This window comes from Methylacidiphilum infernorum V4 (assembly GCF_000019665.1).
In the GTDB taxonomy this organism is placed as follows: Bacteria; Verrucomicrobiota; Verrucomicrobiia; order Methylacidiphilales; family Methylacidiphilaceae; genus Methylacidiphilum; species Methylacidiphilum infernorum.
Genome location: NC_010794.1, coordinates 1,552,896 through 1,567,079, shown reverse-complemented (window position 1 = coordinate 1,567,079; position 14,184 = coordinate 1,552,896). Strand labels below are relative to the sequence as shown.

Genomic DNA, 14,184 nt, shown 5'->3' with positions numbered 1-14,184 from the left:
TTATCCCGGGCCTAGCACCGAAAAAAAGGGGGGGTTACGCTTGAAGATAAAGTAAATAGCTGGCTTGCCGGCTTTTCCTTCCACAAGGTAAGGAGGGGCTAAAAAAAATAATCTCAAGCAGCTAGACTTCCCTCTTCTTAAGAGGTCTTTTTTTTCTCTCTTTTAGCTTTCCTTAGAAGGCCATGGAAGCAACTCTCTTGGCATTTTTTTTTAATGTTCAGGGGGAGGATGGCGGGCGATGAGAACCGAGCATCTTGCTTCTTCACTTACCCGAGCGGCCGTACTCCCCAGCGCCCTGCCCAGAGCTCCCGAATACCCGCTATGGCCGAGAACGATGAGGTCATACCCATTTTCGTTTGCACAATAGACTATCTCCAAGGCGGGATGCCCGTATCTCTTGTGAAATTCTAATACTTTTAGCCCCCATCTCTTTTCAGCTTCTTCTATGTCTTTTTTTATTTCTCCAAGGAAGGTCTTTTCTCCCTCTTCTTCTTCTTCATGTTCGATGACAAGCGTTATCGCATAGTAGGGAATGGGAGGAACAACCCAGATGACACCGAGTTGGCAGTGGAGTGTTTTAGCCAGGCAGAAAGCTTCCTCTACGGCTAACTTGCCTCCCTTGGATCGATCATAGGCAACAAGGATTTTTGAGTACATTGGATATAACTCTTTGTTTACTTTTATTTTTTATTTCATAATAGTTTTAAAAAATCAAAGAAGGAAAATCTTATGGCCGTTGCTTCGGTTATGCTTCCCTTGGGGACACAAGCCCCTGCCTTTGCGTTGCCCGATGCAATAAGCGGGAAAATTTATACCCTTGATGATTTCAAGGCTTCCCCGGCTTTGCTCGTGATGTTTATTTGCAACCACTGTCCTTATGTGAAACATATCAGGGGCCATTTAGTCCAGATGATCGCAAAATATCAAAAAGAGGGGCTTGCTGCGGTAGCCATTAACTCCAACGATATCCAGAGGTATCCTGATGACAGTCCTGAAAAAATGAAAGAAGAAGCTCTTCAATACGGCTACACTTTTCCCTACCTTTTTGACGAAACCCAGGAAACGGCAAAAGCTTATAGAGCAGCTTGCACTCCCGATTTCTTTCTTTTTGACAAGGACAGAAAGCTCGTTTATAGGGGCCGGTATGACGAAAGCAGGCCGAACAGTCCCCTGGAGGTCACAGGGGCCGATCTTTCCCGTGCCATTGAAGCGGTCCTTAGGGGTGAAAAAGTCGATACCGACCAGAAACCGAGTATTGGTTGTAGCCTAAAATGGAAACCGGGAAATGAACCTTCATGGTGGAACTTTTGAAGAAAGCCTGCTTGGTGGCTGAGTCCCCTGCCAGGGGCTTTGTCGTTGGATAAATGGGTTGTTTGAAGCGGTTTTAGAGTTTATTGCCCTTGTTCGATGGATTTTTTCCCCTGTTTTTTGGTAAGAGGGAAGATTTAGCTTTTTTGGCGAGCAATTTCGTCTTTGTAAGATTAGCTTTGTTAGGAGAAGGAGAGCCTGCAATAAGGGGCTGAACATAGACCTTCCCTTTTGGGATATCCTTTGAGTTGTTTTTTTCACCACTTTTGGCTGCGTGGGGTTGAAGAATAGTAAGCCTGTGGCCTTTGGAAGTCTCTACCAAAAGGGCATGGCCGGAGATGGGAAGGAGCAAAAAAAAGAAAAGAAATGTTATTTTTAATCCTCTCATCCTATAGGCTCACTTTTACAAAAACGATTTTCTGAAAGCAATGAATAAAATAAATGAGAAAAGGCTTAGAGTTCTCTCCTTCCTGACAAAGCATAGCTGAGCGTAACGCTGTCGGCATATTCAAGCCCACTTCCAGCAGGAAGTCCCATGGCCAGCGAAGAAACCCTGATGGCCCTTTTTTTGAGAATCTGCCCAATGTACAAGGCTGTGGCTTCGGCTTCCGCATCGGTCCCAAAGGCTAAAATGATTTCTCTGGGTTTTTCTTCGTCTATCCTCTGGAGCAGCGGAGAAAGAGGAAGATCTTCTGGAACGTGGCCTTCAAGAGGGGAGATTTTTTTCCCGAGGACATGATACACGCCTCGAAAAGCGCCTGTCCTTTCAATTTTTATGACGTCTATAGGATGGATGACTAAGCAGAAGCATTGCTTGTCCCGGGAATGATCCAGGCAGATCGAACAGAGGGTCTCTTCGGTATAAAAACCACAGCGCGAGCAGGGCTTAATTTTCGCCCCTATTTCGTTTATGGACTGCGCCAGTTTCTGTTTTGTCCCCTTGGTTTCTTCCAATAGATATAGGGTTATCCTTTCGGCTGACCGAGGGCCGATACCCGGCAGTTCTTTCAAGCTATGAATAAGGTTTTGGATGGCGGGAGGAAAATCGATCATTTTCTTTTACTTGCCGGGAGACTAAAACATGCCGGGAATGCCTAAGTTTCCACCGAGCTTTTGGAATTGGCTTTGGGAAGCTTCCTTGGCTTTTTCTTGTGCCGCTTGGACGGCAACAACGATGAGATCTTCGATCATTTCGTTATCCTTGGCTTCCAGAAGGGTGGGATCAACATGCATTTTCAAAAGGAACCCTTCTCCATTGACGGTCGCCTTCACTTTGCCTCCACCGCTCTCTCCTTCGAAGGAAAGCGAAGCCATCTGCTCCTGGATTTTTTTTGCTTCTTCCTGTAATTTTTGGGCTTGTTTAAGCAGTTTGTTGATGTTCACGGACTACCTTCGACTTTTGGGTTTTCTATTCTTAATATTTTACCCTTGAAAAGCTCAAGGGCTTCTTTTATTAAAGGATCATTTTTAAGGCTCGCTTCGTCAACGAGGAAATGCTCCTGGGGAGGATTATTTTTTTCCGGGGTCGGGGAATAACTTTTTCTTTTGTTTTTTGTAGGGCTTTCCGCCGCCGTCAAGCCGGATGGCTTTAAATGGAGGGGGTAGAAGGAGAGCTTTTTGTTGAAGACTTTTTTTACTTCTTTTGCCAGCAAGGGGATAAAGGGAGAAAGCCGCCTGGAAAAATCCTCCTCTGTAAGGGCATGTTGAATGATCAGTTCTTCACTGCGACATTCATAAAAGTAGAGCTTATCGGCAAGAGACCTGAAGTCAGCTTTATCGGCGGCAAAAGATTCAACGAGCTTAGCCCACTGTTCTTGGGGTGATAACGGGGGAGGAGAATGGGAAAAGAGCTCTGCGGCTGTTTGCTCTTTTTTTTGGGTTCCAACGGGGGTTAGAGAGCCTCCTTGAGGTTGTTCTTTGGTGCCGGAGGGAGGATTGCCTGCTTGGACCGAAGGAAATAGGGCTTGGGGTAGAGTTGTTTCTTCCTCTTTCTTTCCCTGCTCTTCCGGCAAAGGAGGAGTAGAAAGGGCCGTTTTTTCCCCTTTTAAATTTTCACTGCTTTCTTCTCCCTGTACCCTCCATTGGGCTAAAAGCTCTTCTATGGCCACTTTTTCTTTAAGTTGGGAAAGTTCAAGAATCGCGATTTCAAAAAGCACTTCTTTATGAAGGGCATAACGGAGCTTGTTTTCCCACTGGTCTATGGCTTCTAGCAGGTTTATGACAAAGGATAGGGAAAGCCGGCTGGACATTGACCGCACCTGATCCAATTCTTCAGGGTCAAGCTCCAGTCCTAGTGATTCGACAGAAGCCATGTAAAGGGCGATGTCATGAAGAAGGTTGCGGAAGCTCCGAAGAAGAGAGAGAGGATCTTTTCCCGATTCAAGAAGCTGGTGGGCTTCTTTTAATGCCCCCCGACCATCTCCTTGGGCGAGGTCGGTAAGCAGCCGACACAAGGGTTCAATACCTACTAAACCGAACATTTCCTGAACGGAAGATTGATCGATCTTCTCCCCATAAAAACTGATTAATTGGTCTAGGGCGACCTCGGCATCGCGAAGGGCTCCTTCGCTGATGTCGGCAATCATTTCCAGGGCTTTGCGCTCCGCATCGATCTTTTCTTGGATGCAGATTTTTTGAAGATGATCGGCAATGAGCCTGCGGGGAATGCGTTTGAAATGAAATCTCTGGCAGCGGGAACTGACGGTGGGGGGGATTTTGTAGGGTTCTGTCGTGGCAAAAATGAATTTCACATGAGCTGGAGGCTCTTCAAGAATTTTCAATAGGGCATTGAATGCTGCCTGCGTAAGCATGTGGACTTCATCGATGATGTAAATTTTATAGCGGGATTGGACAGGGAGTGATTTGGCCGCTTCCCTGAGCTCACGCACTTGATCGACGCCGTTGTTCGATGCTCCATCAATTTCGATGCAATCAAGCGATCTTCCCGCATCAATATCCAGGCAAATGGGATCGTCGGGATCAAAATCGGCATTGGGTCCATCGGCACAGTTAAGGGATTTTGCCAAGATTCGGGCCAGAGTGGTCTTCCCGGTTCCCCTGGGCCCGGAGAAAAGGTAAGCATGGGCGACCCTGCCTAACCGAATAGCGTTTTTTAATGTTCGTACCACATGCTCTTGCCCTACGACTTCGGAGAAAACCCTTGGACGATATTTCCTGCTAAAAACCTGGTACATGAATGAAGGGATCAGGCCAAGGACAGTAACAGGCAAGGTCAAGTTACCGTTGCTTCCTTTCGGACCTGGCGGGGTTAGCTTGCCTGAGCCTTTACTGCCCTTGGTGATTAAATATTATTCGGATTTTCTTTCCCTGCAAAGAAAGAAAACAAACAATGTTGGCCGGTTGAATAAACCGTTTCTAGGGATTTTGAGGCTCGGGAGGAACCGGAGAAGGAGCCTGGGGCTGAACACCTTCGGCCTTCTGTTTTGCCTCTTTTTCTATGTTAGTCGCTTCTTTGCCTGTATCGGCAGCCTCTTTTTTCTCCTCTTGCAGGGGAGCTTGGGTTGGATTGGCAGCAGCTTCCTGGGATTGAGCTTGTTCTTCGGGCTTAGAGCTGGAAGCGGGTTGACTTTCTTCTTTTTGCTTTGGTGCTGCAAACTCTGGCGAAGGGGAAGCCGGCTCAGGAGAAGAGGATTCCAGGGAAGGGGCTTCTTCTTTTTTCTTATCCGCTCCATCTCCGCTCTTCGATGAGGGGTTGCAACCAGCTAAAAGAGAAAGGAACAACAGGGCCGAGAATAGCTTTTTTCCGTGTCGATAATAATCGCTTAATTTTAAATATTTTTTTAATTTATGCATGGGACTTTCTTTTTAGGGGTTAATTTTGGTTTTCATTTAATAAGAGTCAGCATGAAGATGTCAACTCTAGAGCTTTGCATAGCATACAGGCTTGTTATTTGTCAAAGGGGAGTGGGAATCTGCTCGTTAGCTCCAAGACCGATTGCCTTATTTTTTCAAGGGTATGAGGATCATTACGGCCTGTCAAAGCCCTATGAATCCATTCAGCAATATCAAACATTTCATTTTCCTTCATTCCGCGGGTAGTCACGGCCGGGGAGCCGATACGGATCCCGCCTCCCTGGTAAGGTGGGATGGTGTCAAAAGGCAGGGTATTTTTATTGACGGTAATCCCTACTCGATCAAGGATATCCTGCGCTTCTTTTCCCGTGATCCCCAAGGGTCTGAGGTCAACAAGGATAAGATGATTTTCCGTTCCCCCGGATATGAGACGGTACCCGTTTTTCTTCAACCCTTCGGCAAGGGCCTTGGCGTTTTTGATCACCTGTCTTTGGTACTCGACAAAAGAATCTTGCAAGGCTTCATGGAAACAGACCGCTTTAGCGGCGATGACATGGACAAGAGGACCCCCTTGAATACCGGGAAAGATTTGGCTGTCTATTTCTTTGCTATACCTCGCCTTGCAAAAAATAATCCCCCCCCTTGGGCCCCGTAAGGTCTTGTGTGTCGTTGTCGTGACGAAATCCGCATAAGGTATCGGTGAAGGATGGAGGCCCGCGGCAACAAGCCCGGCTATGTGAGCCATGTCAACCATGAGGTAGGCACCGACGGAGTCGGCAATCGTTTTTAGCCTTTGGAAATCGATGATAACGGGGTAAGCTGAAGCCCCGGCAACCAACATCCTTGGTTTATGTTCTTTTACGGCTGCTTCAAGGCTGTCGTAATCAATTCTTTCGTCTTTGGGGCTAACCCCATAATGAACAACATTGTAGAACCTGCCCGAAAAATTCATTTTAAAGCCGTGTGTCAAGTGTCCCCCATGGCTGAGATCCATGCTCATTATCGTTTCGAAGGGCTTAAGCATGGCGAAATACACCGCCATGTTGGCCTGTGAGCCGGAATGGGGCTGAACATTGACGTGTTCGGCTTTGAAAAGCTCCTTTGCCCTTTCTATGGCAAGGGATTCGATTTCATCAACGTTTTCGCACCCTCCATACCATCGGCGTCCCGGGTATCCTTCGGCGTATTTGTTCGTTAGACAGCTCCCCTGAGCTTCCATGACTGCGGGGCTGGCGAAGTTTTCAGAAGCGATGAGCTCGAGGTTCTGATTTTGTCTTTGAGCCTCTTTTTTTATCAGGAAAAATATTTTGGGATCAACTCGGGATAAAGCTGAAGTAGATTGATGAGAAATGTGCATAGGAGTCTGAGTTAAGGGTTCTGTTTGAACAAAATTTTCCTTGCTTGGTGATTTTTCAAATAAAGGAGCAAGCCAGGCTTCTAAAATTTGGGCTAAATCCTCTGCTCTGACATACTGGCTACCCAGGCATAACACATTGCAGTTTAATTCCTTCCTGGCGGTATGGATATCCTGCAGGGAGGAGGCGCGCACAGCCCGGATTTGAGGAATCTTATTAGCGGCGATCTCCATGTCCAGCCCATTTTTTGAGAAAAGGATACCGGTAGAAAAAGGGGTTTCGTAAAGTTCGAGGGCCATCCTTTCGATCATAGCAGGGATATCCATGGGATCTTCGGCTTGGATATCTTCAGCAGGAATCTGCCAGTGGTGAAGGATTTCTTTGCAAAGGTTTTTGAGGGTATCTCCATTGCGATCGGAACCAAGAAATACACAAAGCTTGTTTTTTTCCCGGCTTTTGCATTCAGAAAGGGAGGATTCGGCTACTGGAGAAGGGGCATTGAGGACAAAAGATAAAATTTTAGGCATTACCTCTCTCATCTGATCCCGGCAGAGCTTGTAGAGTTCGATGGACCCCCCGATGGGATCGGGAATTTCTCTTGCCATAATGGGCAAATCATGGGCAAACTCAAGAAGAAGGAATATTTTATCACCGGCATCGGGGTAGAGGAGCAGAAGAGAGTCGAGATGAGAATAGCTCATGCAAAAGATAAAATCGGCTTTTCTGATTAATTCTGAACTGACGGGTTTGCTCCGTATATGGGAAATGTCAATGCCTATTTCGGCCATCACCTCTATGGCATGGGGACTTGGAGGGAGACCGGCGACAGCACCAATGCCTGCAGAATCAACTTGAATATCCTTGTTTGCAGGGATCAGAGATTCGAAAAGCCCTTTGGCCATTGGACTTCTACAGATATTACCGGTACACACAAACAAGACATTTTTCATCCCTGAGCTTTATCTCTACCTCTTTCTTTATTTTTAATTCGTTAGTTATCACAAAGAATGTTCATCGCTCTCAAGCATAAGAAAAGCGCAATGAAAGAATAGAACTTTTTTAGAAATGGCTAATAGACAAAAGAATCTCCCTTTAATTACTTAAAAGCAAAAATTCACTTTCAATCAAAGAAACACTGATAGCAAAAAAATTCAAGCAACTTTCTTTATGAAGGAAAAGAAATCAGGTCAAAAAATAGAGGAGCTGCTTGAGAGTGGATCTCAATTCTTTTCTATGGACGATCTTATCGATAAGCCCTTTTTCTAACAAAAACTCTGCCGTTTGAAACCCGGGGGGAAGCTCCTGTTGCGTTGTTTCTTTGATTACTCGACTGCCGGCAAAACCGATCATCGCCTTGGGTTCAGCAAGAATGACATCGCCCAGTGAAGCAAAGCTGGCGATGACCCCTGCCATTGTTGGATTGGTCAAGAGGGAAATGTAGGGGACGTGGGCTTGGGAGAGTCGTTGTAAGGCTGCAGCGGTTTTAGCCATCTGCATGAGACTAAACATCCCTTCATACATCCGCGCTCCCCCCGAAGCAGAGATAATGAGAAGGGGAGTTTTTGCAGAGAGCGATTTTTCGATCATCCGCGTTATTTTTTCTCCAACGACACTCCCCATGCTTCCCCCAAGAAAGCCAAAATCCATGACACAGAGAAAGACCGGTATAGAGCCTATCGTACAGCTTCCGCATACCACCGCTTCATCCAGGGCGGTTTTATTGCGGTAGTAATCCAGTCTTTCTTGATAGCTCTTTTCCCCATTGAAGCCGAGAATATCGACGGAATGCAAATGCTTTTCACATTCGATAAAACTTCCCGGATCGGTTATGCAGGCAATGCGTTCGGGAGCTTTAAGGGGAAAATGGTGTTGGCAGTAATGGCATACCGATTGATTGAGTTCCAGCTCCTTGGTATAGAGAAAGCGGTTGCAACCGGGACATTTAGTCCAGAGTCCCTCGGGTATATCCAACATTTTTTCTCCCGATGGAATTTGAGGCTTATCCTTGCTCATCATTGGCAGTAGCTTTTCGAATGAATTCTCCCCGCTAGCTCCTGGCGATGGTTAAAACCGCTACTTTTTTTGCCCCACCTCTATCTTTCAGAATCTCGGCGCATGCTTGAGCGGTTGCGGTTGTCGTCATGACGTCGTCTATAATTAACAGGTTTTTGTCTTTCAAGTCAAAACCCCTTTTCAGTCTAAAGGCTCCCCGAACATTCGCGGTCCTTTCGGGGAACGCAAGAGCTGCTTGTTGCTGTGTGGGCTTGATCCTTTCAAGGGCCGGAAAATAGGGCAGATTTTGGCGGCGGCAAAGCCAGAGGGCTAACTCCTCGGCAAGATTGAAGCCTCTTTGTCTAAACTTTCTGGGATGCAAAGGGACCGGAACGACACCTTGGCAATTCCATCCGCCAAGGTATTTCCTATAACCTTTTTCCAGCCATTCTTCCAGAAAAGGCATTAAATGGTATTTTTGATTGTATTTTACCCAATGAATCACCTCCCGGACCAGGCCACAAAAAACGTATCCTGATCGGGCAAAGAGAAAAGACCGAGGATAAGCCATGCACTGGTTGCAGTAGCGGCAGTGTGCCAATCCTTGGGGAAAGGGACGAGAACAGCAAAAACAAAAAGGGGGGTTGAGAGGCAGGAGGGGAAGATCGGGTAGTTCTGGGGGAGGATAGATTAAAGAAAGAAAATTTTGGGTTCCCTTCGCCGCTTCCCATAGGGCCGTGTACAAAATATCCATAGGATGGTGCAAAAAAAAGAAAGGAGCAAAGCTTCTTTAAAATCATTCAACCACCGCTCGGGGTCGATCCAGTTTTGGATATGGGCAAAAAAAACGATTCCTCCATGGACCCCGATGGGTCGCCACAAGTTTTTTTCTTTCCTATAAACCAGCCCCAGGATAATGCCAAGCAAAAATAGAACCAATCCTTTTATGGAAAGCCATTCCAGCCCTAGGAGAGGTTGAAACATCTTCCCTAACAAAAGAAAGCCGCTGCTTAAATGAGGTCGGGTAGATGAAGAAAAAGAGGGTTGAGCGTTTAAAAAATGGGAGAAAGAATAGAGGGCCGAGCTGCAGAAAAGGGCCCAAAGCTCTCCCGCCGACCTCGATATAACCCCAAGGAGGATTCCTCTCATGATGAGCTCTTCAATTATAGCTACCGATGCTGCCTTAATGAAAATTTTGAAAAGGTCATTGCCGCCGGGCATTCTCCATGGGCCTTGGCTTCCAAAAAGGGAAGGTTGGGCGGCCAGCGAGGAGACGATGATAAGCAGGGATAGGGCTATCCCCTGAAAAAGGGGTTTGAAGAGGGGTTTTTTAAACCCGACGTCGGACCAGTGAAAAAGACCGAGTTGTTTTCTAAAAAACAAAAGGAATAGAAGTAGAAAAATTTCGACAAGGCGATGGTAAAGACGGAGAAAAGAAAGGTGTTCGATCAAGGGACTGAGCAGGGAGTAAATAACAGGGCTAAGCAGTGCCGAAAGAAAAAAAGAAAAAAAGATCAGCGCAAAAAGAACAAACACAAAGGATAGGGTAAAAGGAAAAAAAAAGGATTAAAGCAAAAAGTAGGAACCCTAAGTTCTTTCCCTATTAACCTTTTTCAAGCCATTGCCCGATTCTTCTGTAGCGAAGGTATCGGTTTTCCAACAGCTGTTGGGGGTCCAAGGCCAGCAGGGGAACCAAGGTTGAAAGAAGATGTTCTTTAAGAATGTGGGCCGCTTTATCCCAGTCCCAGTGCGCCCCTCCTAGGGGTTCGGGAATAACCTGGTCGATGATCTTCAACTCAAGAAGTTCTTGAGCGGTGAGCTTGAGGAGGGCAGCAGCTTGGGGGGCATGTTTTTTATCTTTCCACAAAATGGCGGCACACCCTTCAGGAGAGATGACCGAGTAGTAGGCATTTTCCATCATTAGAACTTTATCTGCAACTCCTATCCCCAAAGCTCCTCCACTGCCTCCTTCGCCGATAACTATCGAAACGATGGGGACTTTCAAGCCGGACATTTCCATGAGATTGTTGGCGATCGCCGCCCCAACATGCCTTTCTTCTGAACCGATTCCTGGATAGGCCCCGGCTGTATCGATGAAAGTGACGACAGGCAGGCGGAACTTTTCGGCTAGTTTCATCAGTCTCATGGCCTTGCGGTAGCCTTCCGGCATGGGGCATCCAAAATTCCTCAGCAGGTTTTCTTTTAATGTTCTTCCTTTCATATGGCCTATGGCCATGAGTTTAATGTCGCCAATGGTAACGAACCCTCCTACAATCGAAAGGTCATTTCTGAAAAGCCGATCTCCATTGAGCTCAAAAAAATCGGAGCCTATCCTCTGTATGTAGTCCAGGAAATAGGGTCTTTTGGGATGTCGGGCGATCTGGACTTTTTGCCAAGGAGAAAGCTTGGAATAGATCGCTTTTCGGGTTTGCAGAAGTTCTTCTTCAAGGACGGTCTCTCTTTTTTTTAGCTCTTGGGCTGAAAGGGACTTATCGGTTTTTAAAAGCTCAAGACGCTGGAGAAGATCGACGATGGGTTTTTCGAAGTCCAAATAACCGTTAGACATAGAAAGTTAAAGTGTAGCGCTTTTTTAAAGAATGAAGAAAATAAAAAGTTCGCATTTTACAGAAAAAACTCTATCAAAAAGTTAATATTGAAAACAAAAATCTATGGAACGAAAAGGACCGTTTCGCTTTGGGATCATAGCCAGCTCTTACAATAAAGAATATACAAGCCGGATGGTGGAATCGGCCCTTGAGGTCCTCCAGGGAAATATCGTCGATGTGGTTTGGGTTCCCGGTTCTTTTGAAATCCCCCTCCAAGCCCAAAGACTGGCTAGAAAAAGAATATACGATTGCCTGCTCTGTTTTGGGATCGTATGGCAAGGAAAGACCGCCCATGCTTCCGAGATACTCCGGGCCTGTACCGACGCCTTAATGAGAATTGGCTTGGAAAACGACATTCCCGTCATTCACGAAATCCTTTCCGTCAGCAATGAATCCCAAGCCAAGGCACGAACTGCCGGCAGGCTGGATCGAGGAAAAGAAGGGGCAAGGGCAGCGCTGGAAGTAGCCTCTATGAAAATGGACTAAGTCCTGAAAGGAGGGTCCTTAAAAGCCTGGGCAAGAAGAGGCAGACATGAACAAAAGGAAGGGCTTTTTTTTTGAGTTGATTGTTAAAGGAGGGGGAAGGGGTTTGACTTTAGACGGTCACGGGAAGTTTGCCTTGGCCTGAATCCCTACTTCCTTTGTGAGAAAAAAAGGCCACAAAGTCCAAGAGAAGCGGCAAAAAAAGATCGATCCGTGGATATTTTACATTCTCTTTTTTTGATGCTCTTTTGTTATCATTAAAAAGGTTAAAAAGTTATGATCAGCCGGCGAAAAATTCGAGAACTGATTGTTCAGTTTCTATACCAGTGGGAAATGAACAAAGGGGTTGGCTTGGACAACATGCTTTTGGACTTTTGGGATTTTTCCCCGCTCGATCAAAAAGATAAAGAAGCGGTAGAACAATGGCTAAAGGAAATTGCCGAGCACAAGGAGGCTATTGAAGAAAAGATCAACAGTTATGTGAAGAACTGGAGCCTTGATCGACTTGCCCCGGTGGATAAATGTATTCTTATCTTGGGGATCTACGAAATCTTGTATAGAAAGGATATTCCTCCGGCGGTGAGTATCAACGAATCGGTTGAAATCGCAAAGAAGTATAGCACGGAGGAATCGGGGAAGTTTGTCAATGGGATTCTGGATTCTGTCCTCAAAGATTCGGGAAGGAAGGCTTGGATGTCCTGCCCATGAAAGGTAAAAAATTATGTCCTTTTGGAGAAATTTAGTTGGAAAATTTGCCAATATTGTTGGTCCCAAAGAGCAGCTGGACTGGGAAGCCCTCCTGGTTGAATCAGACCTGGGAATAAATCTTTCCCAGAAACTGTATGCTCTTTTGGATAAAGAAAAATTACTTGGAAAAACGGAACTGGCAGAAAAAAGAATTAAAAAAGAACTGCTGAACATCCTCCAGGATAGAAAACTACCTTTGCCCGTGGGCAAACCCGGGGTCATTCTCCTTGTGGGAGTCAATGGGGGAGGAAAGACGACTTCGGCCGCCAAACTGGCCTACAGGTTCAAAGGAGAAGGAAAAAAAGTTTTTTTGGCTGCCTGTGACACGTTCAGGGCGGCGGCTATCGAGCAGCTTAAAATCTGGGCGGATAAACTGGAAGTCCCCGTGGTTTTGGGGAAGGAAGGAGCGGATGCGGCCAGTGTCGCATTCAGATCTTTTGGCCAAGCCCTGGATGCCCAGGCAGATTACTTGATTGTCGACACCGCCGGCAGGCAAGCGAATAAAAAAAACTTGATGATGGAACTGGGAAAAATCAAGAGAACGCTTGAAAAAGTTTCGGGTCAAATTCCCCTGTTTATTTTACTCGTTGTAGATGGAACATCGGGGAGTAACGTGCTGGTCCAGGCCAGGGAGTTTAATGAAGCCTTGGGGCTTGCCGGGATGATCGTGACCAAGCTGGATAGCAGCGCTAAAGGGGGAATGGTGGCAGCGGTTAAATACGAAGTTGGGATCCCAACCTATTTTCTTGGCCGTGGTGAAACCCTCGATTCCTTGGAAGAATTTAACCCAGAGAAGTTTGTTGAAGAATTTTTCTCCTGAAGATCGCTACTGGATGAAAGAAGCCTTGAAATGGGCTCTTTTGGGAGAAGGTTTGACCAGTCCTAATCCCGCGGTGGGGGCTGTGCTCGTTAAAGAGGGAACCCTTATCGGCCGGGGTTACCATAGGAAGGCGGGCCAAGCACATGCGGAGATCGAGGCGATCGAAGACGCAAAAAAAAGGGGGGAGTCGGTTGCCGGTTCAACCCTTTACGTTACCTTGGAACCCTGCTCCAGTTGGGGCAAAACCCCGCCTTGCACGGAACGTATCGTCAAGGAAAAAATTAGCCGGGTGGTAGCCAGCTCTCCTGATCCCAACCCGAGAAATAAGCCGAGGGCCGTGGAGCTGTTGCCTTCCCTGGGAGTCGATTTTTCATGGGAAATCCTAGAGGAAGCGCTTTTTCTTAACCGAGGTTTTTACCATAGGATTTTAACGGGAAAACCTTGGGTAATCGGCAAAATAGCGATGGCGATTGATGGGAGTCTTTCGGCGGGAGTGGGAGAGGAAAGATGGATTTCAGGCATTGCTGCTCGTACTGTGGCCCACCGGTTGAGAATGATTGCCGACGCTATCCTCATTGGCGCACAAACGGCAAGAACGGATAACCCCCGGTTAACGATACGACTCGTCGATCCGAAGGGTAAAATCCAACCCTGGAGGGTCATTGTTAGCCGTTCAGGCAATCTTCCCGGGGATCTTTTTCTCTTTACCGATGCTTTCAAAGAAAGAACGTTGTTGTTTGTGAAAATGCCTTGGGAAAGGGTTCTTGGTGAATTAGGCTCAAGAGATGTAGGTATTTTGCTTGTTGAAGGAGGGGCGGAAGTATTGCATCAACTGATTAAGGAGGGGTGGATACAGGAGGTTTCTTTTTTCCTTTCTCCGCTCATTATCGGCAAGCAACCTTTAGAGGACAGTTCAACCGATGCTTCTTTTCTTTCGGTGCCCTTGGAGTTGGTCAATCCTTCGTGGCAAAAGTTCGACGAGGATATGTATTGCCATGGGCTCTTGGAGAAGGGAGCCCGATTTCTCGAACGGGTTCGGGTTGAATATGCCCGGTGAGGG

At 46.6% G+C, this 14,184-nt stretch carries 15 protein-coding genes and 1 other RNA gene; 5 read left to right on the top strand and 11 right to left on the bottom strand.

Features of this window, described 5'->3' with window-relative positions; translation table 11 throughout:
* Positions 1-210: 210 nt before the first annotated feature.
* Positions 211-657 carry a universal stress protein gene (locus MINF_RS07440; protein WP_012464012.1) on the bottom strand — a complete coding sequence of 149 codons (447 nt, stop codon included), beginning with the start codon at positions 655-657 and terminating at the stop codon, positions 211-213.
* Positions 658-729: 72 nt separating this feature from the next.
* Between MINF_RS07440 and MINF_RS07435 the strand changes: the two genes are divergently transcribed.
* Positions 730-1,311 (top strand): thioredoxin family protein, encoded by a 582-nt coding sequence (locus tag MINF_RS07435; RefSeq protein WP_012464011.1) that lies wholly within the window; start codon positions 730-732, stop codon positions 1,309-1,311.
* A gap of 450 nt (positions 1,312-1,761) precedes the next feature.
* Here MINF_RS07435 and recR read toward each other — a convergent pair whose 3' ends face one another.
* From recR to MINF_RS07385, 10 genes are all read right to left on the bottom strand, one after another.
* Positions 1,762-2,361 (bottom strand): recombination mediator RecR, encoded by a 600-nt coding sequence (gene recR, locus MINF_RS07425; protein ID WP_012464009.1) that lies wholly within the window; start codon positions 2,359-2,361, stop codon positions 1,762-1,764.
* Positions 2,362-2,382: 21 nt separating this feature from the next.
* On the bottom strand, positions 2,383-2,691 hold the full coding sequence (locus tag MINF_RS07420; RefSeq protein ID WP_012464008.1) for a YbaB/EbfC family nucleoid-associated protein: 309 nt from the start codon (positions 2,689-2,691) through the stop codon (positions 2,383-2,385).
* On the bottom strand, positions 2,688-4,502 hold the full coding sequence (dnaX, locus tag MINF_RS07415; protein WP_048810509.1) for a DNA polymerase III subunit gamma/tau: 1,815 nt from the start codon (positions 4,500-4,502) through the stop codon (positions 2,688-2,690). The genes MINF_RS07420 and dnaX overlap by 4 nt, the downstream gene beginning before the upstream one ends.
* An 11-nt stretch (positions 4,503-4,513) precedes the next feature.
* Positions 4,514-4,608, bottom strand: an RNA gene (gene ffs, locus MINF_RS11000) — signal recognition particle sRNA small type.
* Positions 4,609-4,683: 75 nt separating this feature from the next.
* Entirely contained in the window at positions 4,684-5,121 is a 438-nt protein-coding gene (locus MINF_RS07410; protein WP_012464006.1) for a hypothetical protein, read from the bottom strand.
* 94 nt (positions 5,122-5,215) lie between these two features.
* Positions 5,216-7,426 (bottom strand): serine hydroxymethyltransferase, encoded by a 2,211-nt coding sequence (locus tag MINF_RS11905; RefSeq protein WP_012464005.1) that lies wholly within the window; start codon positions 7,424-7,426, stop codon positions 5,216-5,218.
* Positions 7,427-7,658: 232 nt separating this feature from the next.
* Positions 7,659-8,492, bottom strand: a complete 834-nt coding sequence (accD, locus tag MINF_RS07400) for an acetyl-CoA carboxylase, carboxyltransferase subunit beta (RefSeq protein ID WP_012464004.1) — start codon at positions 8,490-8,492, stop codon at positions 7,659-7,661.
* Between the two features lie 31 nt (positions 8,493-8,523).
* Positions 8,524-9,222 carry a ComF family protein gene (locus tag MINF_RS07395; RefSeq protein ID WP_012464003.1) on the bottom strand — a complete coding sequence of 233 codons (699 nt, stop codon included), beginning with the start codon at positions 9,220-9,222 and terminating at the stop codon, positions 8,524-8,526.
* The gene (locus MINF_RS07390) at positions 9,159-10,004 is read right to left on the bottom strand and encodes a CPBP family intramembrane glutamic endopeptidase (RefSeq protein ID WP_012464002.1); all 846 of its coding nucleotides are present in this window, start codon (positions 10,002-10,004) and stop codon (positions 9,159-9,161) included. The genes MINF_RS07395 and MINF_RS07390 overlap by 64 nt, the downstream gene beginning before the upstream one ends.
* Positions 10,005-10,071: 67 nt before the next feature.
* A complete protein-coding gene (locus MINF_RS07385) occupies positions 10,072-11,034 on the bottom strand; it encodes an acetyl-CoA carboxylase carboxyltransferase subunit alpha (protein WP_012464001.1) in 963 nt (320 codons plus the stop codon).
* Between the two features lie 103 nt (positions 11,035-11,137).
* Between MINF_RS07385 and ribH the strand changes: the two genes are divergently transcribed.
* The 4 genes from ribH (at position 11,138) to ribD (ending at position 14,181) form a co-directional block, all read left to right on the top strand.
* On the top strand, positions 11,138-11,560 hold the full coding sequence (gene ribH / locus MINF_RS07380) for a 6,7-dimethyl-8-ribityllumazine synthase (protein WP_012464000.1): 423 nt from the start codon (positions 11,138-11,140) through the stop codon (positions 11,558-11,560).
* Positions 11,561-11,833: 273 nt separating this feature from the next.
* A complete protein-coding gene (nusB, locus tag MINF_RS07375) occupies positions 11,834-12,265 on the top strand; it encodes a transcription antitermination factor NusB (protein ID WP_012463998.1) in 432 nt (143 codons plus the stop codon).
* A 13-nt stretch (positions 12,266-12,278) separates the two neighbouring features.
* A complete protein-coding gene (gene ftsY, locus MINF_RS07370) occupies positions 12,279-13,124 on the top strand; it encodes a signal recognition particle-docking protein FtsY (RefSeq protein WP_012463997.1) in 846 nt (281 codons plus the stop codon).
* Positions 13,057-14,181, top strand: a complete 1,125-nt coding sequence (gene ribD / locus MINF_RS07365) for a bifunctional diaminohydroxyphosphoribosylaminopyrimidine deaminase/5-amino-6-(5-phosphoribosylamino)uracil reductase RibD (protein WP_238523465.1) — start codon at positions 13,057-13,059, stop codon at positions 14,179-14,181. Before ftsY ends, ribD begins: the two co-directional genes overlap by 68 nt.
* Positions 14,182-14,184: the final 3 nt, after the last annotated feature.